21 protein-coding genes and 1 pseudogene are annotated in these 25,980 nt (G+C 70.5%); 8 read left to right on the top strand and 14 right to left on the bottom strand.

Annotated features, from left to right (window positions below; genetic code table 11):
* Positions 1-316 precede the first annotated feature (316 nt).
* Positions 317-1,378: a pentapeptide repeat-containing protein gene (locus ACFFRH_RS13065; protein ID WP_344748621.1), complete on the top strand. Its 1,062-nt coding sequence runs from the start codon at positions 317-319 to the stop codon at positions 1,376-1,378.
* A 53-nt stretch (positions 1,379-1,431) separates the two neighbouring features.
* On the opposite strand, the gene ACFFRH_RS13060 is transcribed toward ACFFRH_RS13065, so the two are convergent.
* On the bottom strand, positions 1,432-2,277 hold the full coding sequence (locus tag ACFFRH_RS13060; protein WP_344748622.1) for an alpha/beta fold hydrolase: 846 nt from the start codon (positions 2,275-2,277) through the stop codon (positions 1,432-1,434).
* Between the two features lie 166 nt (positions 2,278-2,443).
* Between ACFFRH_RS13060 and ACFFRH_RS13055 the strand changes: the two genes are divergently transcribed.
* Positions 2,444-3,136: a permease prefix domain 1-containing protein gene (locus ACFFRH_RS13055; protein WP_386156463.1), complete on the top strand. Its 693-nt coding sequence runs from the start codon at positions 2,444-2,446 to the stop codon at positions 3,134-3,136.
* Between the two features lie 320 nt (positions 3,137-3,456).
* On the opposite strand, the gene ACFFRH_RS13050 is transcribed toward ACFFRH_RS13055, so the two are convergent.
* Positions 3,457-3,786, bottom strand: coding sequence for a PadR family transcriptional regulator (locus ACFFRH_RS13050; protein ID WP_386156461.1), 330 nt, complete (start codon positions 3,784-3,786; stop codon positions 3,457-3,459).
* A 166-nt stretch (positions 3,787-3,952) separates the two neighbouring features.
* On the opposite strand from ACFFRH_RS13050, the gene ACFFRH_RS13045 reads away from it, so the two are divergent.
* From ACFFRH_RS13045 to cydC, 4 genes are read left to right on the top strand one after another with little or no spacing between them, the layout of a single operon-like run.
* Entirely contained in the window at positions 3,953-5,137 is a 1,185-nt protein-coding gene (locus tag ACFFRH_RS13045; RefSeq protein WP_386156459.1) for a cytochrome ubiquinol oxidase subunit I, read from the top strand.
* 9 nt (positions 5,138-5,146) lie between these two features.
* Positions 5,147-5,917, top strand: coding sequence for a cytochrome d ubiquinol oxidase subunit II (locus ACFFRH_RS13040; protein ID WP_386156457.1), 771 nt, complete (start codon positions 5,147-5,149; stop codon positions 5,915-5,917).
* Positions 5,918-5,933: 16 nt separating this feature from the next.
* Positions 5,934-7,778, top strand: a complete 1,845-nt coding sequence (gene cydD / locus ACFFRH_RS13035) for a thiol reductant ABC exporter subunit CydD (protein WP_386156454.1) — start codon at positions 5,934-5,936, stop codon at positions 7,776-7,778.
* Complete coding sequence (gene cydC / locus ACFFRH_RS13030; RefSeq protein ID WP_344747476.1) at positions 7,775-9,679, top strand: thiol reductant ABC exporter subunit CydC; 1,905 nt, start codon at positions 7,775-7,777, stop codon at positions 9,677-9,679. Before cydD ends, cydC begins: the two co-directional genes overlap by 4 nt.
* Positions 9,680-10,029: 350 nt before the next feature.
* Here cydC and ACFFRH_RS13025 read toward each other — a convergent pair whose 3' ends face one another.
* Positions 10,030-10,686, bottom strand: coding sequence for an acyl-homoserine-lactone synthase (locus tag ACFFRH_RS13025; protein ID WP_344747477.1), 657 nt, complete (start codon positions 10,684-10,686; stop codon positions 10,030-10,032).
* Positions 10,687-10,830: 144 nt separating this feature from the next.
* Complete coding sequence (locus ACFFRH_RS13020) at positions 10,831-12,231, bottom strand: family 43 glycosylhydrolase (RefSeq protein ID WP_386156451.1); 1,401 nt, start codon at positions 12,229-12,231, stop codon at positions 10,831-10,833.
* A 539-nt stretch (positions 12,232-12,770) separates the two neighbouring features.
* Here ACFFRH_RS13020 and ACFFRH_RS13015 point away from each other — a divergent pair.
* Complete coding sequence (locus tag ACFFRH_RS13015) at positions 12,771-13,022, top strand: glycoside hydrolase family protein (RefSeq protein WP_344747479.1); 252 nt, start codon at positions 12,771-12,773, stop codon at positions 13,020-13,022.
* Here ACFFRH_RS13015 and ACFFRH_RS13010 read toward each other — a convergent pair.
* Positions 13,019-14,201 (bottom strand): annotated as a pseudogene (locus ACFFRH_RS13010) (RNA-guided endonuclease InsQ/TnpB family protein). The gene ACFFRH_RS13015 and the pseudogene ACFFRH_RS13010 overlap by 4 nt on opposite strands.
* An 844-nt stretch (positions 14,202-15,045) precedes the next feature.
* On the opposite strand from ACFFRH_RS13010, the gene ACFFRH_RS13005 reads away from it, so the two are divergent.
* Positions 15,046-16,395 (top strand): ricin-type beta-trefoil lectin domain protein, encoded by a 1,350-nt coding sequence (locus tag ACFFRH_RS13005; RefSeq protein WP_344747480.1) that lies wholly within the window; start codon positions 15,046-15,048, stop codon positions 16,393-16,395.
* 110 nt (positions 16,396-16,505) lie between these two features.
* On the opposite strand, the gene ACFFRH_RS13000 is transcribed toward ACFFRH_RS13005, so the two are convergent.
* From ACFFRH_RS13000 to ACFFRH_RS12960, 9 genes are all read right to left on the bottom strand, one after another.
* Positions 16,506-17,879: a S1C family serine protease gene (locus ACFFRH_RS13000; protein WP_386156448.1), complete on the bottom strand. Its 1,374-nt coding sequence runs from the start codon at positions 17,877-17,879 to the stop codon at positions 16,506-16,508.
* A 283-nt stretch (positions 17,880-18,162) separates the two neighbouring features.
* Positions 18,163-19,698, bottom strand: coding sequence for an acyl-CoA synthetase (locus tag ACFFRH_RS12995; protein ID WP_386156446.1), 1,536 nt, complete (start codon positions 19,696-19,698; stop codon positions 18,163-18,165).
* 311 nt (positions 19,699-20,009) lie between these two features.
* Entirely contained in the window at positions 20,010-20,615 is a 606-nt protein-coding gene (locus ACFFRH_RS12990) for a ubiquitin family protein (protein WP_386156444.1), read from the bottom strand.
* Between the two features lie 179 nt (positions 20,616-20,794).
* Entirely contained in the window at positions 20,795-21,451 is a 657-nt protein-coding gene (locus tag ACFFRH_RS12985) for a methionine ABC transporter permease (RefSeq protein ID WP_386156442.1), read from the bottom strand.
* Complete coding sequence (locus ACFFRH_RS12980) at positions 21,448-22,410, bottom strand: methionine ABC transporter ATP-binding protein (protein WP_386156440.1); 963 nt, start codon at positions 22,408-22,410, stop codon at positions 21,448-21,450. Before ACFFRH_RS12980 ends, ACFFRH_RS12985 begins: the two co-directional genes overlap by 4 nt.
* Positions 22,411-22,866: 456 nt before the next feature.
* Positions 22,867-23,112, bottom strand: coding sequence for a DUF2630 family protein (locus ACFFRH_RS12975; protein WP_386156438.1), 246 nt, complete (start codon positions 23,110-23,112; stop codon positions 22,867-22,869).
* Positions 23,109-23,873, bottom strand: a complete 765-nt coding sequence (locus ACFFRH_RS12970; RefSeq protein WP_386156436.1) for a pyridoxamine 5'-phosphate oxidase family protein — start codon at positions 23,871-23,873, stop codon at positions 23,109-23,111. Before ACFFRH_RS12970 ends, ACFFRH_RS12975 begins: the two co-directional genes overlap by 4 nt.
* Positions 23,874-24,195: 322 nt before the next feature.
* Complete coding sequence (locus tag ACFFRH_RS12965) at positions 24,196-25,065, bottom strand: alpha/beta fold hydrolase (RefSeq protein ID WP_386156434.1); 870 nt, start codon at positions 25,063-25,065, stop codon at positions 24,196-24,198.
* A gap of 143 nt (positions 25,066-25,208) precedes the next feature.
* Positions 25,209-25,928: an alpha/beta fold hydrolase gene (locus tag ACFFRH_RS12960; RefSeq protein ID WP_386156432.1), complete on the bottom strand. Its 720-nt coding sequence runs from the start codon at positions 25,926-25,928 to the stop codon at positions 25,209-25,211.
* Between the last annotated feature and the right edge of the window lie 52 nt (positions 25,929-25,980).

The raw sequence follows: 25,980 nt of genomic DNA, 5'->3' as shown, positions 1-25,980 counted from the left end.
CCGGCGGACACTTGTGGGTCCGCCGGCCCCGGTCCGCCGAGGGCGGCGCCGAGGCGAGGGCCGCGACGCCGGTGGCGGGGAGGGCGGTGGTGGCGAGACCGATGCGGGGAGGCCGGTGACGAGGGCGGCGAACGGCCCGGACAAAGCACGCGTGAACCGGAGCGTAAGGCTCTGCCGCATTGCGGAACACACCCGCATAAGCGAATAGACGGTTAAATTACGAATATTGATACTTTATCGCTATCCGGCTTGGCCAGTTATGGCTTTCTTTGACCTGAAAGTCGCTTGTCCCGCCATCTAGGGGTATCACTGGAACATGAGAACTCTGGACGTGGGTTGGGTCACCTGCGCCGCCTCCCCGGAGTGCGCCGGATCCGCGCGGCAGCCGTACGGCCGGTGCCTGGCCCATCTGGACGCCACCGAGCTCGACGAGGTCGTCCGCGGCCTCTCCCCCGGTTCCGCCGTCGACCTGCGGGCCACCGTCGTCGACAGGGACCTGCTGGAGCGGATCCTCGGCGCGACCCGGGGCCGCCTGGGCCGGGCCCGGTTCGACTGGGCGACCTTTCCCGAGAGCGTGCGGTTCGGCGACATCACGTTCGGCGGGGACGTCTCGTTCGACCACGCGCACTTCGGGCGCCTCGCCTCGTTTTTCAACGCCCGTTTCGCGCGCAACGTTTCTTTCAGGGAGGCCAGGTTCGACCGGGGGCTGTCCCTGCACGGCGTCGCCGTCACCGGGCACGCGGCCTTCGACCGGGTCTCCATCGACGGTGACGCCCTGTTCGGGGGCGCTCTCTTCGACCGGACCGCGTCCTTTGAATGTGCTGACTTCCATGGATTCGTCACCTTCGACGGCACCGGCTTCGCGGGCGACGCGACCCTGAGGGGGTGCAGGTTCCGCCGTACGGTGTCCTTCCGCAAGACGAGCTTCGGCGGGCTGGCCGGGTTCGACGGGGCGCGTTTCTCGGCGGGCGGCTACCTGGCCCCGATCTCGGTCGGCCGCCACCTCACCCTCGCCGGGGCGTGGGCGGGCAAGGGACTCGACGTGACCACGGGCGGGTGCTCGGTGGACCTGCGGCGCCTGGAGGTCGGCGGGCGGCTGAACGTCCGGCTCGACGACGCCGAGGCCGACCTGGAGGGGGCGACCCTGCACGGCCCCGCCACGGTGCGAGGCCGCGACGGCGCCCGGGTGACCTCGCTGCACGAGGTGGACGCCGAGGAGCTGGAGCTCGCCGACCTGGACCTCAGCACCTGCCTCTTCACCGGCATCCGCCATCCCGAGGGGCTCAGGATGAGCGGCTGCGCGCTCGCCGCCGTCCCGCGCGGTCCCCGGCTCGGGCTGCGCTGGTGGTCTTTGTGGCGGGCCCCCGACCACGGGTGAGCGCGCTCCCGACCAAGGGTGAGTTCGTGGGCCGGGGCTCCCCTGGCGTGAGGCTAGGAGGTCGTACGGGCGATCTCCCCCGATCCTCCCGGGCCGGTTCCGGCGAGGAAGGCCGTGACGTCGGCGGCGAACCGGCCGCTGCGAAACGTCCCCAGGTGCCCGAGACCGGGATAGGTGATCAGGCGGCTGTCGCGGATCCCCTCGGCGGTCTCCCGGAAGAGCTCGACCGGATAGTCGAGGTCCCTCTCACCTCCGAGGACCAGGGTGGGGGCGACGACGTCGGCCAGGCGCCCGGTCAGGTCGAACCCGTCCTCCGCGCGGGCGAAGGCGAGCATGTCGCGGGGGTCGCCGGGCCGCACCAGCGGGTCCAGCAGCCACAGCAGCGCCCCGGCCAGGGCCTGCCCGGCGGGCGAGGAGGCGGCCGTGACCGCCTGGTGCTGCAGGCCGCGCCGCCCGGCGGCGACCGCCTCGGTGTAGCGGCGCTGGAGCCGCCTGACGTTCGGCGTGAGCCGGTGCGCCGCCCCGGCCACGACCAGCGCGCGGACCACGTCCGGATGGTCGGCGGCCATCTGCAGCGCCACCGAGCCTCCCGACGACAGGCCCATCACGTCGACCGGCCCGCCGAACTCCGCGCGGAGCGCCTCGGCGTGCCGGGCCGCGATGTCGGCCATGGTGGTCCCCTGAGCCATGCCGGGAGCGCGGCCCACGGCGTACAGCCGGAAGTGGCGGGCCAGCGGGGCCAGCACCCGCAGCTCCACCCCGCGCGTCAGCCCGGCCGGGTTCGCGTGGGCGGGGGTGAACCAGCGCAGCACGACGAGCGGCGCGCCGGTGCCGAGGGCGTAGTACGGCAGGTCGTTGGCGAGCGTGCCCTCCCGCACCTCCAGGCCCCTGATCCTCACGCCGAATCCCCTCCTTCCGCCGGCACGGCTGGATTCGAGCGTATTCGCAGATGAGCGCCGGTCGACTCGGGGTCTTCTCAGGGTGGTCCCCGATGCGCCCCTTCTGGCCGGGACACCAGGATGGGAAACGCATACCCTGGATGGAAATCGGGCGACTGGAGAGCGTATGGCAGGCACCGGGGTCATCGAGGACTACGTGACCGGGCTCAGCCGTACTCTCAGAGGTCCTCGGCGACCGAAGCTCGACATGATCACCGAGGCGCGCGACAGCCTGCTCGACAGCGCCGAGGCGCTGGAGAGCGACGGCCTGAGGCGCGACGAGGCCGAGCGGGCCGCGGTCGAGGAGTTCGGGACGATCCGCGAGATCGCGCCCGGCTACCAGGAGGAGCTGTCCAAGTCGGCGGGCCGGAGGCTCGCCGCCCTGCTGTTCGTCACCGTGCCGCTCACCGCGATCATGTGGAGCGTCATCTGGAAGATCTTTCCCACCGCTCCGACGGCGTACGAGCACACGCCCGCCTGGTTCGTCCCGGTCGCCCGCGGCGTGGACATGCTCCAGATGTTCATCGGCGTGGTCGGCGGGCTCGCGCTGTTCGCGCTGGGCCGGGGCCTGCGCGGGATCAGGCGGCCCTGGCTCGTCACCCGGTTCCTGGGCGTGTTCGTCTGGGCCATGCTGCCGGTCATGCTCGTGTCGTGCGGGGCGCTGATGTTCGGCTCCCGGGACTCCGCCGGGTTCAGCGACTATCCGCCGGGGATCGCCGCGTCGCTGGTGAGCTACGCGCTCTGGGCCATGCAGCTGTACGGCGCCTTCCGCTGTCTGAGCGTCACCCGGCGTGTGCCCGCCCCCGCCGTGGCCGCCTGAACCCCGCGACCGCCTGAGCCCCGTGACCGCCCGAGCCTTACGGTGGCCCGAGTCTCACGGCGGCCTGAACCGGCGGCCGGCCGGATCCGGTGACCACCCGCCTCACGACCACTTTCACGGCCCCCCGAACCCGCGACCGGCCGGATCCGGTGATCGTCCGGGCCCGTGGCCGCCTGAAGGTCGTGGCCGCCTGAAGGTCGTGACCCTCTGAGCCCCGCCTCGCGTGTCCCGGCCGGCGCGGGCGCCGGTGACCTGGACGCACGGGGTGCGGCCCGGCGATCCCGGACGCCCTCCCCCCGCCTGTCGGCGGCTCCGGGACGTCAGCGGGTGGTGCGCGGCTCCAGGACGCTGCCGATGACTCCGGCGAACTCCCGCCAGGCGGAGCGCTCACCGGCGAGGGCCGTGCGCCCCGAGGGGGTGAGCCGGTAGGTGCGCCGCTTGCGCCCGCTCACCGTGGCCCACTCGCTGGCCAGGTATCCCGCCTGCTCCAGCCGTCGCAGCGCCGGGTAGACCGTGCCCGTCGGCACGTTCAGCGTGCCGCCGCTGCGCGCCTGGAGGGCCTCGATGATCGCGTAGCCGTGCAGCGGCTCGTGCTCCAGCACGGAGAGCAGCAGGGCGTCCATGTGCCCGCGGAGCGCGTCGGCGTTCACGCGGTCACCTCCGCCCGCCGGACGGATCCCGCGTCACCGCGCACGGCGGTTCGTTCGCTTCGCTCGCTCACGTCGTCAGCCTACCTCTCGTATAGGCATGCTACATGTAGGCGTTCTACATGTAGAGTGCCTATAGGTAGACAAACATAACAACGGAGGTGAGACCGTGGACGTGCTCGACCTGGCCCGGACACAGTTCGCCGTGACAGGGAGCCTCCACTTCCTGTTCGTCGTGCTGACCCTGGGCCTGGCCCCCCTGATCGCGATCATGCACACCCGCTACGCCGTCACCGGCAAGCCGGTCCACGAACGGGCGACCCGCTTCTGGGGTCAGATCTACGTGATCAACTACGCGCTCGGCATCCTCACCGGGCTGGTGATGGAGTTCCAGTTCGGCATGAACTGGAGCGGCCTCTCGCACTACGCCGGGGACATCTTCGGCGCGCCGCTCGCGATCGAGACACTCGGCGCGTTCTTCCTGGAGTCCACCTTCCTGGGCCTGTGGATCTTCGGCTGGCACCGGCTGCCCAGGTGGCTCCACGTGGCGTGCATCTGGGTGGTGACGCTGACCGCCTACGCCTCCGCCTTCTGGATCATGGTGGCCAACTCCTTCCTGCAGAACCCCGCCGGAGCCGTGGAACGTGACGGCCACCTGGTCCTGACCGACTTCGGCGCGCTGCTCACCAACCCGACGCTGACCATGGCGCTGCCGCACGTGCTCGGCGCGGGCCTGTGGACCGGCGGTTTCGTGGTGATGGGAGCCAGCGCGTACCAGCTGTTCCGGCGCACCGCCGAGCGGGAGTTCTTCACGAGCTCGCTCCGCACAGGGGTGATCACCTCGTTGGTCGGCTCGCTGCTCGCGGTCGGCTTCGGCTACGCCCAGTTCGGCGTGATCGCCGCGGTCCAGCCGGACAAGTTCAACGGCGGCGGCCTCGCCGGCCTGGGGCTCGGACTCATGATCATGATTGGCCAGCTGATCCAGCTCCTCATCCTGTTCGTGCTGGCGCCGACCGTGTACTGGCTGCCGCGCTGGCGCTGGACACATCCGGTGCTGATGGCGATCACCCCGCTGCCGTTCGTGGCGGCGATCCTCGGCTGGCTGGCCAGGGAGTCCGGCCGGCAGCCCTGGATGGTCAACGGCAAACTGACCGTCGCCGACGCCATGTCCCCCGGGCTCACCTCCGGGATGGTCACCGTCTCGCTCGTCGCCTTCGCCGGCGTGCTCGCCCTGCTCGCGGTGATCGACTACGTGCTGATCGCCCGTACCGTGCGGCGCGGGCCCGCCGCCGTCACCCTCGGCGCCGACGCGCCGGCCGACCCCACCGAGCGCGCGCACGCGCTCAGCCACTAGGGAGAGACCGTGGACATCCTCTGGCTCGGCGTGTTCGCCCTCCTGCTGATCGGCTACTTCGCCCTGGAGGGCTTCGACATCGGCGTGGGCATGCTGCTGCCCGTACTCGGCAGGACGCGGAGGGACCGGGACGGGATCGTCGCCGCCATGGCGCCGTTCGTCCTGGCCAACGAGGTGTGGCTGGTGGCCGTGGCGGGCGTGCTGTTCGGCGTCTTCCCCTCGATCGAGGGAGACGTGCTGTTCGGCCTCTACCCGCTGGTGGTCTCCCTGCTGGTGTCGTGGATCGTCCGCGACGCCGGGCTCTGGTTCCGCCGCCGCGCCGACGGGAGCGCGTGGCGGGCGACCTGGGACTGGGCGATCGTCATCGGCTCGTACGGCCTGGCGCTGAGCTGGGGCATGGCCCTGGCCGCGGTGGCCGGCGGCCTGACGGGGTCCGCGATCGGCCTGCCGGGGCTGGCGGGCGGGCTGGTGGTGGCCGCGCTGCTCGCCTTCCACGGCTGGACGTTCGCCGCGTGGCGGCTGGCCGGGCAGGTGACCGGCGCGCGCCGCACCGGCCGGGCGTTCCTGCTCTCCGCGTGCGCCGCCGCCGCGCCCGTCGCGGTGCTGCTCGCCGTACTCGCCCCCTGGCTGCTCGACCGTACGGCGCCCGCCGGGACGCTAAGTGTGCTCAGTGTCATGATTCTGCCCTTCGCGCCGGTGATGGTGGGTGCGCAAGTATGGGTGTGGCGGACGTTCGGTCCCGGGCGCGCCGCCTCCGATCGGGTTCCGTCGTTCTTCTGAGCTCTCTAGGGTTGGCATGCACAAGGATCTCGTACGGCTGGCGCTGGGCGAGCGGGCCGTCCGCCGCCACCTGGCCGTGTGCCTGGCCGCCGCCGTCCTGACCGGGCTGCTCGTCCTCGTCCAGGCGGAGCTGCTCGCCGGGGTGCTGTCCGGGCGGTTCGCGGCCTCGGCCCTGATCCTGCTGGCGCTGGTCGTCGGGGTCCGGGCGCTGCTCACCCTGGCGCAGGGGGCCGCCGCCGGGCGGATGACCACCGGGGTGAAGTCCGCCCTGCGGCACCGCCTGCTGGCGCGGCTGCGGGACCTGGGCCCCGTCAGGCCGGCCTCCCAGCGCTCCGGCGAGCTGGTGACGCTGACCGGCCGGGGGCTGGACGCCCTCGACCCCTACCTGTCGGGCTACCTGCCCGCGGTGGCGGTCGCGGGCGTCGTGCCGATCGCGGTGCTCGTCCGGCTGTTCGCCGCCGATTTGGCCAGCGCGGTGATCGTGCTGGTCACGCTGCCGCTCATCCCGATCTTCGGGGCGCTGGTCGGCATGCACACCAAGGCCGTGACGGAACGCCAGTGGAGGGCCCTTTCCCGCCTCGGCGGGCACTTCCTTGACGTGGTGAGGGGCCTTCCCACGCTGCGCGCCTTCGGCAGGGCCCGCTACCAGGCCGAGGTGATCCGGCGGGTGGCCGACGCCCACCGGGCCGCGACGATGCGCACGCTGCGGGTGGCGTTCCTGTCCTCGCTGGTGCTGGAGCTGGCCGCGTCGCTGTCACTCGCCCTGGTCGCCGTCCCGGTGGGCCTGCGGCTGCTGTCCGGCTCCCTGGACCTGTCGGCCGCGCTGCTGGTGCTGCTCCTGGCACCGGAGGCGTACCTGCCGCTGCGCAACATGGGCGGCAGGTTCCACGCGGCGATGGAGGGCGTCGCCGCCGCCGACGAGGCGTTCGGCGTACTCGACGGCCAGGCGGAGACGGCAGGTAAGGCGAGGACGGCAGGGACGGCGGAGGCACCGCTTCCGCGCGACGAGCAGGCGGGCACGCGCACGGCGACGACGAGCGCACCGAGCCCGAGGCCGAAATCAGGACCGGGACCGCGATCAGGACCGGAGCCAGGCTCGGGGCCGGAATCGGGCAGGGCGCCGGAGATCCGGCTGGAGAACGTCACGGTGCGTTACCCCGACCGTGAGGAGGCCGCGCTGGAGGACGTGTCGCTGGTGATCGCGCCCGGTGAGCGGGTGGCGCTGGTCGGCGAGAGCGGAGCGGGCAAGAGCACCCTGCTCCACCTGCTGCTCGGCTTCGTCACCCCCTCGGAGGGCAGGGTGCTGGTCGACGGCGCCGAGATCGGCGATCACGACTCCTGGCGCGCCCGGCTGGCGTTCGTACCGCAGCGCCCGCATCTCTTCGCCACCTCGGTGGCCGACAACATCGGGCTCGGCGCCCCCGGCGCGACGATCGGCGAGATCAGGGCCGCGGCGCGGGCCGCGCAGGCCGACGAGTTCGTCACGGCACTGCCCGAGGGCTACGACACCGTGCTCGGCGAGCGGGGAACGAACCTGTCCGCCGGGCAGCGGCAGCGGGTCGCGCTGGCCCGCGCGTTCTGCCGCCCGGACGCCGGGCTGCTCCTGCTGGACGAGCCGACCGCGCGACTCGACGGCCGTAGCGAGGGCGCGATCGTGAGCGCGACCCGCGACCTCGCCGAGGGCCGCACCGCCGTGATCGTCGCCCACCGGCCCGCGATGATCGACCTGGCCGACCGGGTGATCCGGATAGCCGACGGCCGCGTGGTGGCAGGGGACGCGGGAGACACAAGGGACGCAGGGGACGCAGGGGACGCAGGGAACAGGGCATCGGCGGAGACGCGAGAGGAGGTCACCTCGTGACCGGCGTCAGCGGGATCCCGGTGAACCGGACGGACGGACGACCGGCGAGCGAGGCGGCCGAACGAGACGGACGACCGGCGAACCACCTGGACGAGCGGTCGACAGGCGGCGCGGACGAGCGACCGGCGAGCCGCACGGACGCACCACAGGCGAGCCGGGCGGACGCACCACAGGCGAGCCGGGCGGACGCACCACAGGCGGACAGCGCGGACGAGCGACCGGCGGGCCGGACCGGCGGGCGGCTCGTCCTCGCGGCGGCGGGGGCGGCCGCGGCCGAGCTGGCCGGGCTCGGGCTGATCGGGTCCGCCGCGTGGCTCATCACCAGGGCCGCGGAGCAGCCGCCGCTGGCCGCGCTGAGCGTGGCGATCGTCGGGGTGCGGGCGTTCGCGACCACCAAGGGCGTCTTCCGCTACGGGGAGCGCCTGGCCGGTCACGACGTGGCGCTGCGGGCCCAGGCGACGACCAGGGAGCGGCTCTACCAGGCGCTCATTCCCACGGGATCGTCGAACAGGCGCGGGGCCGACCTGCTCAGCCGCATGGTCGACGACACCGACGCGGTACAGGACCTGCTCGTACGCTGCCTGCTTCCGGCGGTCGCGGCACTGGTCACCGGCGTGGCCGCGATGGTGATCGGGCTGTTCCTGCTCCCGGTGGCGGCGCTGGTGCTCCTGGCCGGGCTGCTGGTGGCCGGGGTGCTGATCCCGGCGGGCACGGCCGCCGCCGCGCGGCGCTGGTCGGCGCGGATCGCCCCCGCGCGGGCGGACCTGGCGGCCCGGGTCGCCGACCTGGTGCACGGCGCGGCCGACCTGGCCGCCTACGGGGCGGACGAGCGGGCGCTGGCCGCCGCCGCCGAGACCGACGCCCGGCTGGCGGCGCTGGAACGCAGGCAGTCCCGGGCGAACGCGATCGCCTCGGCCCTGGGCCTGCTCACCCAGGGACTCACCGTGGCGGCCGTCGTCCTGCTGGCCATGAACTCCGGGGCGGGTGCCGTGGCCACCGCGGTCCTCGCGCTGGTCTCGCTGGTGTCCTTCGAGCCGATACTGCCGATGGCCGCGGCCGGGGAACGACTGACCGGGGTGCTCGCCGCCCTGCGCCGCCTGCGGGAGGTGGGCGCGACCCCACCGGCGGTGGCCGAGCCGGCCGTTCCCGTCGCGGTCCCCGCCGGGCCGCCCACCATCGAGATCGAGGACCTGGTGGTCCGGCACGGCGCCGGGCTTCCCCCGGCCCTGGACGGCGTCAGCCTGACCCTCACCCCCGGCAGGCGTGTCGCCCTGGTCGGCCCCAGCGGCGCGGGCAAGAGCACCCTGCTGTCGGCCCTGATGCGCCTCGTCGAGCCCGAGTCGGGGACGATCCGGGTCAGCGGGGTGGACGTCCGGGAGCTGGCGGCCGACGACACCCGGCGGGTGATGACCGGGCTGACGCAGGACCCGTACGTGTTCCAGACGTCGCTGCGCGACAACCTGCGGCTCGCGGGCCCGGAGGCCGGTGACGAGGAACTGGCCGAGGCGGTGCGGCGGGCGCGCCTGGACCGGTGGGTGGAGCGGACCGGCTGGGACGCGGTGCTCGGGGAGGACGGGCGCACGGTGTCCGGGGGCCAGCTGCAGCGGCTGGCTCTGGCGCGGGCACTGCTGCACGACCCGCCGGTGCTGCTGCTGGACGAACCCGCCGAGGCCCTGGACGAGACGACGGCGGACGCGCTCATGGCCGACCTCCTGGACGCCACCCACGGCCGCACGACGCTGCTCGTCACCCACCGCCTGCGCGGGCTGGAGCGGATGGACGAGATCGTCGTACTGGAGAACGGCTCGGTGACGCAGCGGGGCACCCACGCGGAACTGGTGTCCTCCCCCGGCTACTACCGCGACCTGTGGCGCTCGGAGGCCCTGACCGCCGGTCGGTGAGGGCCTCCGGGACGCTCCCCGACCGCGTTCGAGGAGCGGCGTTCGAAGCAACCCGGGTGGAGCGCGGCCAAGGACGACACTCGCGACGTGGAGAGCCGGCACCGACCGGACAGATGGCGTCTGTCGCTGCGTGTGATCTCGCATTCTCCTGGGCCGGGTCTGGACAGACCAGACAGGGGGTCCACCTTGCCCGCTTCATGGTCGGCGAGCCGCCAGAACCCGGCCGCCTCCACGATCTTCACCACATCCAGGCGACGACGACCTTCCCGCTGGTGTCTCCGTCCGCTGTCTCCGTCCACGTCGTGGCGCCCGCTTGGGCCCGATCCGGCGATCACCCTCCGCATCGGCTCTCAACCCCGAACGGCGGCACAACCGCCCTGACAATCGGTCTCCGTTTCCGGAACAGGTGGCGCGTTTTCCAGAAAATCCCTGGTCAATGTGATGTAGGCGGAACAGAGAAGCTTGCCGAGCCGGGCCGCTCCGCCATCGCCCAATCGCCGGGTAGGAACACCCATCGCATTCACCCTGCGCTCCAGGGCCACGCCCGAAACCGCTACCACCGCTTCGCCGTGCTGATCGACCCAGCGGAACGCCTCCCAGAGCAACGCACGAGCGAGGGGACCGAGACCCGCCGCCACGGTACGAGATCCGCCCCCGCCGGTGGCGAGCCGGCTCAGCTCCCAGACAGCCGGATCACGAGGAGCGACGCCACCGCGCAACGTCTCGGAAAAGACCTCGGGGAGCATGTAACGGCCGTCGGTGGGCAGCAGCCGACAGCACCCCGTGACCTCCCGGCAGCCCGCCCGATAGGTGATCACGTAGACCGGATCGCAGTCATCGTAGAAATCGCGTTCCATACCGTGAAAGCTGTCGACGTCCCAGCGCAGACGCTCGTAGAACACCTCGTGACGCAGGCGGAACATACCATCGAGCAGCCACCCCGGCAGTTCGCCCGCGCGGCCGACAACGATTCGCTGGGCGCACGACTTCGGTGGTGGATCGTTCACGAGAACCCCTGGGAAACGACCGGCTTTCCCGCCGATTACTTTTCTCCTTGTTCGTGACATCCCGCTGTTCGGATTGGCGGGCTTGAAAGAATCGTTACCTGGACCGATGTTCTCCGGACACTCCGTCGCGACCGGGAGAACAGCTCAGAGGGGGGGCACGACCGGGCGGATCGTGCCGTCCGCGTTGAACTCCATCCGGTCGACGGCCACCTCCCTGTTGGTGCCGTTCCCCGCCGGTACGGCGAACCGGTGGTAGGCGACGTACCACGTGTCGGTGCCGGGCGCCCGGACGACCGAGTGGTGCCCGGTGCCCTTGATCCCGGCCTCCAGCCGCTTCTGCAGCACGACGCCGCGCCTGGTCCACGGCCCCGTCGGGCTCGTCCCCGTGGCGTACGCCACCCGGTAGTCCTCGCTCCGGGTGTCGTTCTCCGACCACATGAGGTAGTAGATCCCGTTGCGCTTGAACACGAACGGCGCCTCGTTGTAGCCCGACGGGGTGATCACGCGCACCTGCGCGGGGTCGAAGGAGGTCATGTCACCGTTCAGCGGCACGACGCGGGCGGCGCCCTGCCCCCAGTACAGGTAGGAGCGGCCGTCGTCGTCGGTGAAGACCATCGGGTCGATCGCCTGGCCCGAGTACTGGCCGGCGGCGACGAGCGGCCGGCCGAGCGCGTCCCGGAACGGGCCCGTGGGCGAGTCGGACACCGCGACCCCCAGCTGCTTGGCGGTGTTCCCGGAGGCCGCGCCGCCGCTGAAGTACATGTAGTAGCGGCCGTCGGCGGCGGCGACCGCGGGCGCCCAGGCCGAGTCGTCGGCCCACGACACGTCCGGGCCGTGGTCGAGGACGACGCCGTGGTCGGTCCAGTTCACCAGGTCGGCGGAGGAGAACGCCTTGTAGTAGGTGCCGCCCCAGCCCGCGTAGCCGTCGGTGGTCGCGTAAAGGTAGTAGCGGCCGCCCGCGGTGATGACGTGCGGGTCGGCGAACAGGCCGGGAATCACCGGGTTGCGGTTCGTCCTGGGCGACCACGGCGCGGTGATCTTGAACGAGCTGTCCGCGCGGAACCCAGCGGTGTCCTGGTAGGTGTCCAGCCAGAGCCCGAAGTCGCGGTGCCTGATCCGACGGCCCGGGTAGTTGTAGGAGGTCAGGGAAGTCGAGCCGGCGACCGACCCGTCCACGGCGCAGAACGTGGCGTCGGCACGGAAGGTCGCGTCGCCGGTGTTGGCGTCGACGCGCAGCCGCCAGTCGTAATGCCGCAGGAAAAGGCCGCTCTTGGTCTGGAAGGAGTAGCAGGACGGCGAGGCCAGACCGTTGACCACGGTGAACGTGGCGTCGAGCTTGGTCTGGGCCGGGCTCGCGGAGGTCACCGGGTCGAGACGGCCGAGCGCGTCGGCGTGCCGGACGTAGTGGCCGGGGTAGTTGACCGCCTCCAGCGACCGGGCGCCGGTCGGCAGCGTCGCGGCGTACGCCGGGGAGGCCGTCGTCACCAGGGCGGAACCCGCGAGCACGAGCGCGGCCGTCCCGGCCGCCCATCTGCCGACCTTCATACGGACCTCTTTTCGAGCGCTGAAATGTTATCGCTAACATTCATTGACGGAGAACCGCCGCACGAGGAGGCGGGAAATGCCGATGCGCATGGCACACCATCCGCGAGCACTGCGGAACGGCAGGTCAGGTCGGCGCCACATCAGTGTGTGCGCTCACAATCGATCGGTCAAGCCTGTCAGATCCGGCGAGTACGCGTTCCGGGACCTCGCGGATCTGTTGACATCCGCGATGGCAACGTAAACACTCTGCGGAAACACAGCGGAAACACCGATGCGCTCCGATCCTTTCCGGCCCGCGGGGAATCCACCCGTTTCCACGGGCCGACGCGTATCCCTGCTGTTAGCGCTAACACAATCGCACGCCGTCCTGCCCCTCGTAGAAGGGTGCCTGTTGTGTCCCCGCGCCGGAAGACTCTCGCGGGCGTCGCGTCACCGGCGACCGTGCCGAGCCGTGTCGTCACCCCCGCCGCCGAACGACGCCCCACGGCGGCGCCCTGGTCGGCAACTTCTGGCCCGGCGGCCACCGCGAGGCGCCGGCCATGTTCAAGCGCGGGAGCACGTACTTCCTGCTGACGTCCGGCGCCACCGGATGGAATCCGAACCAGGCCAGGTACGCGACGGCCTCCAGCGTCTCCGGCCTGTGGAGCGGGTGGACCAACGTCGGCGACGGCACGACGTTCGGCTCCCAGCCGGCGTACGTCCTGCCGGTGCAGGGCACCTCGACGACGAGCTACCTCTACGTGACTCCTCCGCTACTCCTCCGCTCTCTGGAGGGAGCGGCTTCTCGCTAAGCCGCTCGCGCGACGTGGCGAAGGGCAAGCCCTGCCCTGAGGATGTTGGTCGCCGCGTTCACGTCGGCGTGCGCGACGTGTGCGCACCGCTGACAGTGAAACTCGGCTTGAGTGACGCGGTTCTCCTTCGCGCAGTGCCCGCATCGGGCACAGGTGCGGGAGGTGTTGGCGGGATTCACCGCGATCAGCTCTCGACCGGCGCTTTCAGCCTTGTGCGACAGGATCGTCAGGAACACCCCCCAACCCGCGTCCAGGATGCTGCGATTGAGGCCGGACTTGGCCGCCACGTTGCTGCCGGGCGCCTGGAGCGTGCCGGACGCCGAGCGGGTCAGGTTCGCGATCCGCAGGTCCTCGCAGGCGATGACGTCGTGGTCGCGGACCAGCGTGAGGGCGGCCTTGTGCGCCGTCGAGGCGTTGACGGCGGACCTTGCCGTGCAGGGCGGCGACCCGCGCCACCGCTTTACGGCGCCGCGTGGAGCCGCGTTTCTTACGGGCGAGATCGCGCTGGGCGGCGGCGAGACGCTCGGCGGAGGCGGTCAGGTGGCGCGGGTTGGCCAGGTGCTCACCCTCGCTGGTGGTGACCAGCGCCGCCACCCCCAGGTCGATCCCGACGGCAGCGCCGGTGGCGGGCAGCGCCTCGGCGGGCACGCCGTCACACGACAGCACGACGTACCAGCGGGAGCCCTCCCGCTTCACGCCGATCGTCTTGACGGTACCGCGCACGGCGCGATGCCGGTGGACACGGACGTGGCCGACGCCCTGAAGGCGGACGAACGTCACGGTGGGGTGCTCGGGCTGGGAGTCCCACCGGCAGCCGTCGCCGTCCTTGGGCCATTCGACGGTGTCGAACCGTCCCTCGCCCTTGAAGCGCGGAAAGCCCGGCGTGCGCCCGGCCTTGAGCCGGGCGAAGAACGCCTGAAACGCCTTGTCCAGGCGGCGCAGGGTGGCCTGCTGGGAGGAGAACGACCACCGGCCCTGGCCGTCTGTGTCATCGGCGCGGATGTGTTTCAGGTCGGCGGACTGGTCACCGTAGCGGATGCTCACCTTCGCCTTGGCGTAGGCGGTGCGGCGGTGCTCCAGCGCGGCGTTGTACAGGGCGCGGTGATCATCCAGGCAGGCGGTCAACGCGACGCTCTGGCGGGCGGTGGGGCGCAGCAGGAACTTAAACGACCTACGCACCACACCACCCCTCTCGCTCGAACCTTTGTTCCCACCGTATCGAATGTCGGAAAGAGGAGACGCGGAATGCGTGAACCCGTCAGACCACTACACGCTCGGGCCTTAGCGGCCCTTCACCGGCACGACCGGAGAGCCCCTGACATCCTGTTCGCGAGGCAACCCGGGCGGGGCGGGACCATGAGCCACGCCCGCTCCCCCCGGGCCTGCGGTCCCCGGTGATCCACCGCCGTCCGGCCTCGTCCGTGGTCGTTGTCACCCGGTCGGTCACCTGGTGATTCGCCTGTCCGAGCCGATGGAGCGCGCCGTCCCCGGTTCTCACTCGGGACCGCTCAACTCTCGGTACGCCTCGCGTAGTGGATGCGGGTCTCCTCGAACCCGACCCACGCGACCCAGGATTGGCCGATTCCAGCCGAAACTATCGGAATTATATCGAAACTTCAGGGCGGGGCGCGCCTACACGTGACAGCGGCATTCCATGATCATATTTGAGGACCGCAACCCTCCGCCCGGCGCGCGATCGACCCGTTCGCTACGAAACTTTCATTCCGGGCGTCAGGAGCGGGCACGAACCTTCCCTGGCCAGCACGCACAGGGGCACGCCCCGCGGGCCCGGCGGCCGGGACCGCGAATCAAGTTACTTGACATCCACAATCAGGTCGTATTTGCTCCCTGGCATTACGCCCCGTACAGCGCGCAAGCGGCATACCGATAAGTCCTGATGAACATTGGCGTTCACACCTCGATTCCGGTTTCGCGGCTCCGGGCATTCGATGCCGCCGATGGAGAGGAAGGCAGAACATGTCCTTGTCGTCGACCCGGTCCCTGCGGCCAGAGGGAATCACGAATGTTGAGGCATAGGTTCATCCTCGGGACCATGGCGCTCGCGGCGGCCGTCGTCCTGGTGACGGGACACGCGGCGATGAGCAGCGGCACAGGAGCCTCGGCGTCCACCGCCGCGCTCGCGGGAACCGCGGGATGTGGAAAGAACCCGACGCTGAGCAGCGGAACACACACCATTCAGTCCAGCGGAAAGAATCGCAGCTTCATTCTGCGAATTCCCGCGAACTACGACAACAACAATCCCTATCGCCTGATCTTCGGCATCCACTGGCTGAACGGCACCATGAACGACGTCGACTCCGGTGGAAGCAGCGGGGCCTCCTGGTCCTACTACGGACAACGACAGTTGTCGAACAACACCGCGATCTTCATCTCGCCGCAGGGCCTCAACAACGGCTGGGCCAACTCCAACGGTGAGGACGTCACCCTCTTCGACGACATCATGCAGCGGGTGGAGGCGGATCTCTGCGTCGACCCCTCGCTGCGTTTCGCCATGGGGTTCAGCTACGGCGGCGGCATGAGCTTCTCCCTCGCGTGCAGCCGCGCGACGGTCTTCCGCGCGGTCGCGGTGTTCGCCGGCTCGCAGCTCAGCGGATGCAGCGGCGGCACCCAGCCCATCGCGTACATGGGACTGCACGGCATCACCGACAGTGTCCTCAACATCTCGCAAGGACGGGCGCTGCGGGACAGATTCGTCCGCAACAACGGCTGTACCGCCCAGAACCCGCCTGAGCCGGCCTCTGGCAGCCGGACGCACGTCGTCACCGCCTATTCGGGGTGCCAGGCCGGATACCCCGTCGTCTGGGCCGCGTACGACAACGGTCACACGCCCGCCCCGGTGGACGGGACCTACACCGAGAACGGCGCCCAAACCTGGACCAAGGGGGAGGTGTGGAAGTTCATCTCCCAGTTCCAGAGCACCTCCACGCCCGGCCCGACGCCCACCGCGACGCCCACCCCGAGCGTCACCCCAACCCCCACGACCAGCTTCCGCCTGCGCAGCGAGGGCGCCGGACGCTGTGTCGACTCCCCCAACAGCGCCAGCGCCAACGGCACCCAGTTGCAGATCTACGACTGCCACACCAACGCCAACCAGCTCTTCAGCTACGGCTCCGGCAGGCTCCAGCTCCTCGGCAAGTGCCTGGACGCCCCCACGAACGCCGGCTCCGGCACCCGCGTGCAACTGTGGGACTGCCACACCAACAGCAACCAGCAGTGGACCTTCAACTCCAACGGCACCGTGACCAGCGGCGCCAACAACCTCTGCCTCAACGTCACCGGCACCGGCAACACCTCCACCGTGACCGTCGCCACGTGCAACGGCCAGGCCACCCAGAGATGGACCAGGGCATGACCACCTAGCCGACGGCAGACGTCGGGTCCAGGCGACTTCGCCCGGACACGGAGGCGCCGCCGGGGTCGTGGACATGTCCACGACCCCGGCGGCGCGCCCGCTCCCGAGCCCTACTCGCCGGTCTTCTCGGCGAGGGTGACGGTGACGGTGCCGGGCCGCCCGTCGCGGACGTAGGCGATGGTCACCTGCTGGCCGGGCTTGAAGCCGCGGACGGCCCCGACCACGGTGGCCGCCTCGTCCACGGCCGTGTTGTTGATCTTGGTGATCAGGTCGCCCTGCTCGATGCCCGCCTTGGCCGCGGGGCTGCCCTCGGTGACCTGGCCGACCAGGGCGCCGCCCGCGTCCCCGGTGGCGTCGGTCACGCTCACGCCCAGGAAGGCGTGGGAGACCTTGCCGCTCTCGATGAGCTGCTCGGCGACCTGGTTCGCGGTGGTGATGGGGATGGCGAAGCCGACACCGATGCTGCCCTCGCCGCCGTTGGTGGCGATGGCGGTGTTGATGCCCACCACCTCCCCGGCCGCGTTGACCAGCGCCCCTCCCGAGTTGCCGGGGTTGATCGCCGCGTCGGTCTGGATGGCGCCGCCGATGGTGGTGGCCCCGCCGCCGCCCTGCTGCTGCCTGCCCCAGCCGGGCGGGAGCTGCTGCTGGCCCTGGTCGCCGCCGACGGTCAGGGTACGGTTCAGCGCGCTGACGATCCCGGCGGTGACCGAGCCGGACAGGCCGAGCGGGCTGCCGATGGCGAGGACCGAGTCGCCCACCTTCAGCCGGTCGCTGTCGCCGAGCGTGGCCTTGGTGAGGCCGGAGACGCCCTCCGCCTTGATGACCGCGAGGTCGGTGGCCGGGTCGGTTCCGATGATCTTCGCGGTGGCGGACTTCCCGTCGCTGAACTTGACCGTCACCTGGCTGCCCGGACCCCCCTGGCCCCCGGCCTCCACCACGTGGTTGTTGGTCAGGATCAGGCCGTCGGCCGAGAGCACCACCCCGGACCCCTCGCCCCCACCGGCGGCGGTCCTGACCTCGATCGACACCACGGAGGGCTGGACGGCCTGGGCGATGTCGGCGACCGTGGTCGCGTTGCCGACCGGGCTGACCACCGGGCTGGACGACGAGACCTGGGCGGTGGCACCGCTGTTGAGACCCGTCGCGGCGAAGGCCCCCGCGACCCCACCACCGACGGCCATCGCCGCCAGCGCGAGACCGGCGCCTATCTTCTGCCCGGCGGTGAGCCGCCCCCGCTGCGGGGGGACCGTCCCCGGCCCCCCGGGCCCCCCGGCCCCTCCGGATCCCCCGATCCCCCCGGCCCCCCCGTGCGCCTCGGCGGCGAGCCGCTCCGGCACCGGGTGGATCAGCGTCGGCTGCGATCCGGTGTCGGCACCGGCGCGGTAGGCGCCCGCGCGGGGCGGCACCTTGCCGAACTGGGTCCAGCCGTCGTTCCCGGGGGTCGCCTCGGCCGGTGTGTTCTGCTCATTCCTGTTCGGGTCCATGTCTTCCCCCAAGTCCTACGTCCCCCCCGATCGGACGGGGCGGAGACCGGTACTCACCGGCTAGGGAAAACAATGCCCGACGACGTGTAAGCGCAGGTTAAGAGCCTGATCGCGGTGATCGGGATCCTCTGACAACGGCTTTATCAGCCGTGCTCAGCGAAGGTCCCGGCCACTCGAAATCGACGGGAGAAAACTTCGCGGCCACCCCTCGCGAACCCTGTCCGCCGGCGGTGAGCCCGCCGATCGGCCGATCAGGTGGGAGCGGGCAGCGTCCCTGGACGGCTCAGGAGCCGGAGGGCCAGTACTCGTCGCGCAGGAGTCGCTTGTAGAGCTTTCCGGTGGGGTGCCTGGGCAGTTCCTCGCGGAAGTCGACCGACCGGGGACACTTGTAGGGCGCGAGCTGGGAGCGGCAGTACTCGATCAGCTCGGCTTCCAGCCCCGGGCCCGCCAGGTCCATGGAGAGCGGCTGCACGACGGCCTTGACCTGCTCGCCCATCTCCTCGTCGGGGATGCCGAAGACGGCCACGTCCGCCACCTTCGGGTGGACGGACAGGACGTTCTCGGCCTCCTGCGGGTAGATGTTGACCCCGCCAGAAATGATCATGTAGGAGCGGCGGTCGGTGAGGTAGAGGAACCCCTCCTCGTCGAGATAGCCGATGTCCCCGAGGGTGGTCCAGCCCCGCCCCTGGGGGTCGCGCGAGGCCCGCGTCTTGTCCTCGTCGCCGTGGTAGACGAACTGGGGGCCGTCGGAGAAGTAGACCGTGCCGTGCTCGCGCGGCGGCAGCTCGTTGCCGTCCTCGTCGCACACGTGGGTGACGCCGAGCAACGGGCGGCCGACCGTCCCCCTGTGGGCGAGCCAGTCCTGGGAGCCGACGTACAGGAAGCCGTTGCCCTCGGTCCCCGCGTAGTACTCGTGGATGATCGGGCCCCACCAGTCGATCATCCGTTCCTTGACCGGGACGGGGCAGGGGGCGGCGGCGTGGATCGCGCAGGTCAGCGACGACAGGTCGTACCGCGCGCGGGTCTCGCCGGGCAGCTTGAGCATCTTGATGAACATGGTCGGCACCCACTGCGAGTGGGTGACGCGGTACCTCTCGATGAGCGCGAGCGCCTGCTCGGGGTCGAACCTCTCCATCACGACGAGCGTGGCGCCCAGGCGCTGGAAGGTCATGCAGTAGCGCAGCGGGGCGGCGTGGTAGAGCGGCGCCGGGGAGAGGTAGACGCTGTCGGCGGAGGGCGCGAACAGGAGCTGGACGAGCTGCAGCAGCGCCCCGGGCGCGTCCAGCGGGGCCCGGGAGAGGGTGGGCTTGACGCCCTTGGGCCGTCCGGTGGTGCCCGAGGAGTAGAGCATGTCCACGCCCTGGCACTCGTCCTCGACCGGGGTGGCGGGATGGGCCGCGACGGCCTTCTCGTACGAGTCGAAGCCGGGGGCCACGCCGTCCAGCATGAGCCTCAGCCCGACGCCCGGGGTGAGGTCCGCGATGGAGACGGCCACCTCCGCGAGGGCGGCCGAGGAGATGAAGACCCGGGCCTCGCAGTTGTCGACGATGTAGGCGAGCTCGTCGGTCCTCAGCCGCGGGCTGATCGCGGTGTAGTACAGGCCGGAGCGGTGCGCGGCCCACGCGACCACCAGGAACAGCGGGTGGTTCTCCAGCATGAAGGCGATGTGGTCACCCGGCCGCAGCCCGGCCGCGCGGAAGAGGTGGGCGAGGCGGTTGGACTCCTCGTCGAGCTCGCGGTAGGTGACGACCCGCCCGGAGCCCGCCATGATCACAGCGGGTTTGTCGGGCGAGACTGCTGCGATCGCTCCCGGATGCATGAAACCGAACATTACTCGGTGAGTAGTTCGGTGAGAAGTGCCCGCACGCGACTGGGCCGCGACCTCGCGTGAGGTCGCGGCCCAGCGGGTGGTCAGGTCTCGGGAGCGCCCTGACCGTGCGGATCACGTGCTGTACCCGGTAGCGCCCTGACCGTGCGGATCGGGTGCCGGGCCCGGGAGCGTCCCGGCCACGCGGATCAGGGGTGGCCGTACTCGGGTGAGCCCCGGCCGTGCGGATCGGCGTGGCCGGGTTTCCGGGAGTCCCGGCCTCGCTCGGCGTGGCCGTATCCCGGGGAGCCCCGGCCGGATGATCAGGCGTGGCTGTAGACGTGCTCCCAGCCACTCTGGTAGCCGTTCGAGTGGCCGTGGCTGCCGCGGCTCACCTTGACGTAGATGTGCTCGGCGTTCGTGCCGGAGAAGGAGTAGAAGGCGGGCTTCCTGGAGCAGTTCTGGAAGCTCTTGAAAGTGGTCGAACCGTCGAAGCCGACGACCTTGAAGGTCTCCCACGCGCAGAAGTGCTTGGGCTTGCTCCACCACTTGTGGTTGGTGAGCTTGCTATCGACGGTGTAGCGGTATTCGTGCTCCCACTTCCACGCGCGCTTCTTGAACCACTGCTTCACCCACTTGCACTTCTTTTCACCCTTGTACCAGGTGCACTTCTTGACGATCTTCGAGTACTTCTTCCAGTACCAGTGCCGTTCTGACTTCTTCTCCACGGCGACCTTGCCTTCGGCCTCCGCCTTCTCGTCACCGGAGTAGTACGGGCCCCAGCTGTCGGCGAAGTAGGGGTCCGCGGAGGTGGTCGTGGCGACGGTCTGGACGGGGGTCACGGTCGCGGCGCTGGCCATCGCCGGGGTAGCCGTGGTGAGCAGGGCGGCGACACCGGCGCCCAGGAGGATTCGGCTGGCGAATCGCATTTCGAGGGGTTCCTCTCGGGAGTGAGGATTCTGACACCCCTTGTTGTACGGTGCGCCGATTGCCGGTAACTTTCACTTCACTTAAAACCCGAGGCCACACCAATGATCAAATTAGGTTTCTTACCGGATAAATCATGAAATAGCACTGAATGATCAGTGTGACAATCCGATCGGTCCGGTCAGTTACGCGCGAGACGGCGGGCGACGGTATCGCCCAGGGTTTGCACGAGTTGCACGACGACGACCAGCACGACAACGGTGACGATCATGAGCGTGGTCTCGAAACGCTGGTAACCGTAACGGATCGCCAGGTCACCGAGCCCTCCCCCGCCGATCGCCCCGGCCATCGCCGAGTACGAGATCAGCGCGACCACGGTCACCGTGAGCCCCGCGACCAGGCCGGGCATCGCCTCGGGCAGCAGGACCTTGCCGACGATGGTCACGCGCCCGGCGCCCATGGCCTGGGCGGCCTGGACCTTGTCCCTGCCGACCTCGCGCAGCGCGGTCTCCACCAGCCGGGCGAAGAACGGCGCCGCGCCGAGCGTCAGCGGGACCACCGAGGCGATGGTGCCGATGGTCGTGCCGACGATCAGCCGGGTCAGCGGGAGGATCGCGATCATCAGCACGATGAAGGGCAGCGAGCGGCCGATGTTGACGATCAGCCCGAGCACCCGGTTGAGGGCGGGCGAGGGGAGCAGCCCTCCCCGGTCGGTGGCGACCAGCGCCACCCCGAGCGGGAGGCCGAGGATCACCGTGAACAGGGTCGACCACAGGACCATCTGGACGGTCTGGCCGGTCGACTCCATCAGCAGCGGGAACATCTCTTCCCAGGTCATCGGGCCTCCTCGACGAGCAGGCCGCGTCCGGCCAGGTAGGTGAGCGCGGCGGCGCGCTCGTCACCGGTGACGAGCAGGCGCAGCCGTCCCGTCGAGAGGCCCGCCACCTCCTCCAGGGCTCCGCCGAGGATGTTGACGTCCACGTCGAATTTGCGGACCACCTGCGACACCACCGGCTCGCCGGCCTGCCCGGTGAAGGTGATCGTGACGTGGCCCGGCTCCGGCTCGGGCAGGGGGAACAGCTCCGCGGCGAGCCTGGAACCGGGCCTGGAGATCAGCTCGGGGATGGTCCCCGACTCCTCGACCAGGCCGTCGCGCATGACGGCGACCGAGTCGCAGATCGACTTGACGACGTGCATCTCGTGGGTGATCAGCAGGATCGTGAGGCCCAGCTCGCGGTTGAGGCGCTTGAGCAGGGCCAGGATCGACTGCGTGGTACCGGGGTCGAGCGCCGAGGTGGCCTCGTCCGACAGCAGCACCGGGGGGCTTCCGGCGAGCGCGCGGGCGATGCCGACCCGCTGCTTCTGCCCTCCCGACAGCTGCGCGGGGTGCGCCCCCGCCTTGTCGGCCAGCCCGACCAGCTCCAGCAGCTCGGCCGTGCGCCTGACGCGCTCGGCCTTGGCCACCCCCATCACCTCCAGCGGGAAGGCGACGTTCCCGGCGACCGTACGGGAGGAGAGCAGCGCGAAGTGCTGGTGGATCATCCCGATCCGCTGCCGGGCCCTGCGCAGGTCGCCCTCGCGCAGGCCGGTCAGCTCCTGGCCCGCCACCGAGACGGTGCCCGAGGTGGGTCGCTCCAGCAGGTTCACGCAGCGCAGCAGGGTGCTCTTGCCGGCGCCGCTCTGCCCGAGCACGCCGAATATCTCACCCTCGCGGACGTGGAGATCCACCCCGTCGACGGCGACCACCTCGCGGCCCCGATCCTGATAGACCTTCCGCAGGCCCGACACATCGATCACAGCTGGTCCCCAACGCGCCCCGGCTTTGCCCTCATTCCCGACATGTTATGTGAAACCGATCACCCGTCACGAACAGTCGCTCCCGTTGGCCCCGGCCATTACCGGTACGGGTCCCGCGGCGGGACGATCCGCTGGACGAACTCCTCGATCGACCGCCTCCTTTCCCTGCCGCGTGGACGACCTCCCCGGTGGCGGATTCAGCCGGTCGTCGCCGGGGATCACCGTTCGCGCGTCGTCAACAAGGCGGCTCGGAACTCCGGAAGCTCCCTGCGAGAGGCTGAGCGCCCCTCGCCGGGACGGCGCTGATCACCGACCGGACGTCTCCGGCCGCCCGTTCGAGTCGCGCCGGCTGTGGACGTCGGCGCGGCTCCTGGGCGCCTGCTTCGCGAGGTCACGGGCTCGTCGCCTTCGGACTGCTCGCAGACGGCGGAGCCCGGTTCGAGCTCTGCCTCCGGCCTACTGCCAGTAGTGCTCGACCACTGAGGCGGACCTGGGGACGGCCTCGTCAGGGTCTCCGCCGAAGTCCCGCTTCGCGCGACGTTGCCGCAAAAGGTCCCAGCACTGATCGAGTTCCACCTCGACCGCGTGCAACTCGTGGTGTCCGGTCCGTTCTTCCAGGGAGCCGTCTGCCCGATGACCGCGCAACTTGTGCTCACGATCGATCAGTGCGGTGATCCGGTCCAGGATGTTGTCGTCGTTCACCGGTCCTCCTTCGGTTGTCGTGGCTGGGACAGACGCGTTTCGGGGTCCGATAGGAGTGACGCGACCCGGGCGCGAAGAAGGTCGTTCTCGGCCTCCAGGACCTCAACGCGGCGCCGGAGCGGTTGCAGCAGGGGCGCCACCTCCTCGGCCGTGTAGCGCGGAGTGATGTGCTGAGGGCAGTTCCAGTCGAACGCCCTCACCTCGACGCGCACCTCGCGTTCGACGATCGCCCGATATCCCGGGACAGCGGACGCACTTGACGACGGTCCCTGGTGGCGTACGTCCTCGATGGTCGCGACTCCGAAGATCTTGAGGCGCAGCCGGCGGGCGTAGTCCATGAAGATGATGGATACGCGCGGGTCGTGCGCCACGTTGCCGGTGCTGATGTACTGACGATTGCCTCGGAAGTCGGCCCAGGCCAGGGTGTGCTCGTCGGGGACCGTCACGAATCCCGGCGGGCCGCCACGGAACTGGACGTACGGCCAGCCGCTGGTGGCGACCGTCGCCAGATAGAAGCCGTCCCGTCCGGCGATGAAGTCTCGTTCGGTGCGGCCCAGGGGATCCCCGATCTGAGCGAGTCCGCCGATCTCCGCGACCTCGGTGTCCGGAGCCGAGCCCATCCCGTCCGCCGCCCCGATGCCCGAAGGTCTCGGGCCGGAGGAACGCCGGGTCATGCGGTCGGCAGCGGTCCGGCTTCCGTACCGGTCCTGCGCGTCCAGGACCGGCTCGGTGAATGCGATCGAATGATAATTACGGCTCATCTGTCCCCCTTGTCGGAGCGAGCCTCACGCTCGCGGGCTGCCTGGTCCGTTGCGATGTGGGAAAAGCCGCGACTGGGCGGCCAGGTCGCCGAAGCCATATGGGCGCGGTGGAGAAAGAGTGAGGACCCCCGTGCACCGTTGCGCCGGGCCGGCGGCGCCGACCGCCGGGGGGGGGGGGGGGGGGGCGGCGGGCGACCGCTCGGGGGCGTCTCCTCTGGAACAGCCTCAGACGAGCCGGGCAGAGTCCGGCACGTTCGGCCGCGCACGTCACCGAGCCTTCCGCGCCCCGCGCGGACGACCCGGTGGCTCGAGATCGCGTCGCCTACCTGGTCGGCGTCGACCGATCGGCCTCGACGATCAGCGCCTCGACGGTGTGCGGGTTGGTGACCATCGGGAGGTGCCCCGCCTTGACCTTGGTGATCTTGGCCCCTGCTTTCCCGGCCATCGCGCTCTGCAGGGCCGGGGGGACGATGTGATCCTGGGTCCCGAGCAGGTAGAAGCTCGGCAGCGACTTCCAGGCCGGCGCGCCGGACTCGGCCGTGAGCGCGCTGAGGGTGACGGGCCGCTGGGCCGCGGCCATCGCGGCCGCGGTCCCTGCCGGGATCCCGTTCGCGATGGCGTCGGGGAAGACACCCTGCTTCAGATAGAGGTCGGAGTCGCCGTCCGGAGCGCCCGGGTACCGCACGAAGTCGAAGAGATCGGCCGGGTCGATCTCGTGGTTCGGGTCCAGCAACCCGAGGATGCTGTCACCTGTGTCGGGAACGAACGCGTTGACGTAGACGAGGGCCTCGACGTCCTCGTCCGACCTGGCGGCGTTTGTGATGACGGCTCCCCCGTACGAGTGGCCGACCAGGACAACCGGGCCGGTGGTCCGGTCACGGAGGAACGCGGCGAGGTACTCCGAGTCTTCGTGTAGCCCACGCAGCGGGGTCGGCGGTGCGAGGACCTGGTAGCCCTGGGATCGCAGGCCGGCGGTGACCTTCGCCCATCCCGAGGAGTCCGCCCAAGCCCCGTGGACGAGCACCACCGTGGGCTTGGGCTTCGACTCGCCCGAAGGCGCCGTGCTCGTCATGGACTGCCGACCGCCCGCGTCGCCGACCGCCTGGGCCGCGGAGATGCCGGCCAGGGGCAGCATCCCGACAAGCGCGAGAAGGTTGACCGCGCGCAGCCGTCGTGCTCGGAAGATCTTCACTGTGACTCCTGATGGGTTGATGGGATCAAGCGATATGCCTGGAGGACTTGAGCGGAGAGACCGACGTTCTCGTGCGTGACCGATCGGGCCCGCGACGCCGCCATGGGCTCCCGGCGGGGTGTCGCGACGGGATGCCGGTGTCGTCACACGGTCACGGAAGCGAGTGCCTCGCGGATCACCCGGACGACCTCCGCCGGGTGGGCGTGCATCACCAGGTGCGAGGAGACGACCTCGGTGACCTTGGCCCGGGCGCGCCCGTAGCCGAACCGCTGAACGTCGGGGTTGATGGCCTGGTCGGAGGACGCGACGATCCCCCAGGCGGGCCGCTCCTTCCAGGCGGCCGTAGCGGCCGGCTCACCGAAGGCGGCCCCGGCGAGCGGTCGCTGGGAAACGGCGAGGACTCGGGTGAGGGCGGTGTCCACATCGGCGGCGAAGATCTCCGGGAATCTGGAGACGTCCACCGAGACATCGATGCCCGGCTCGTCGGAACCCTCGACGGGGAAGGGCGTGTAGACGAGGGCCCCGGCCAGCGGCGAGTCGGGGAAGCGGCCCTGCAGTTCTCCAAGGCTCTCGCCCTCGTCGAGGACGTACGCGGCCAGGTACACCAACCCCACCACGTTGTCCTCACGACCGGCGACGGTGATCACCGCGCCGCCATAGGAGTGACCGACGAGGAGGACCGGGCCCTCGATCTGCCGGACGACGGAGGCGACGTACGCCGCGTCACCGGCGAGACCGCGGTTGGGGACCGCGGGAACCAGCACCTGGGTGCCGTCGGCGAGCAGCTCGGTGACGACGCGGGCGTAGCTGGACGCGTCAGCGAAAGCTCCGTGGACCAGGACCACGGTGGGCGTGTTGGACATGGCTTCTCCTTCGGTGAACCGCCGGTGGCGGTAGTGGGAACGCGCCGTCCGG

Source organism: Streptosporangium vulgare, assembly GCF_042428775.1.
GTDB classification, from domain to species: domain Bacteria; phylum Actinomycetota; class Actinomycetes; order Streptosporangiales; family Streptosporangiaceae; genus Streptosporangium; species Streptosporangium vulgare.
Note: the sequence above shows the minus strand (reverse complement) of the source record. Positions and strands in the feature narration are given on the sequence as shown.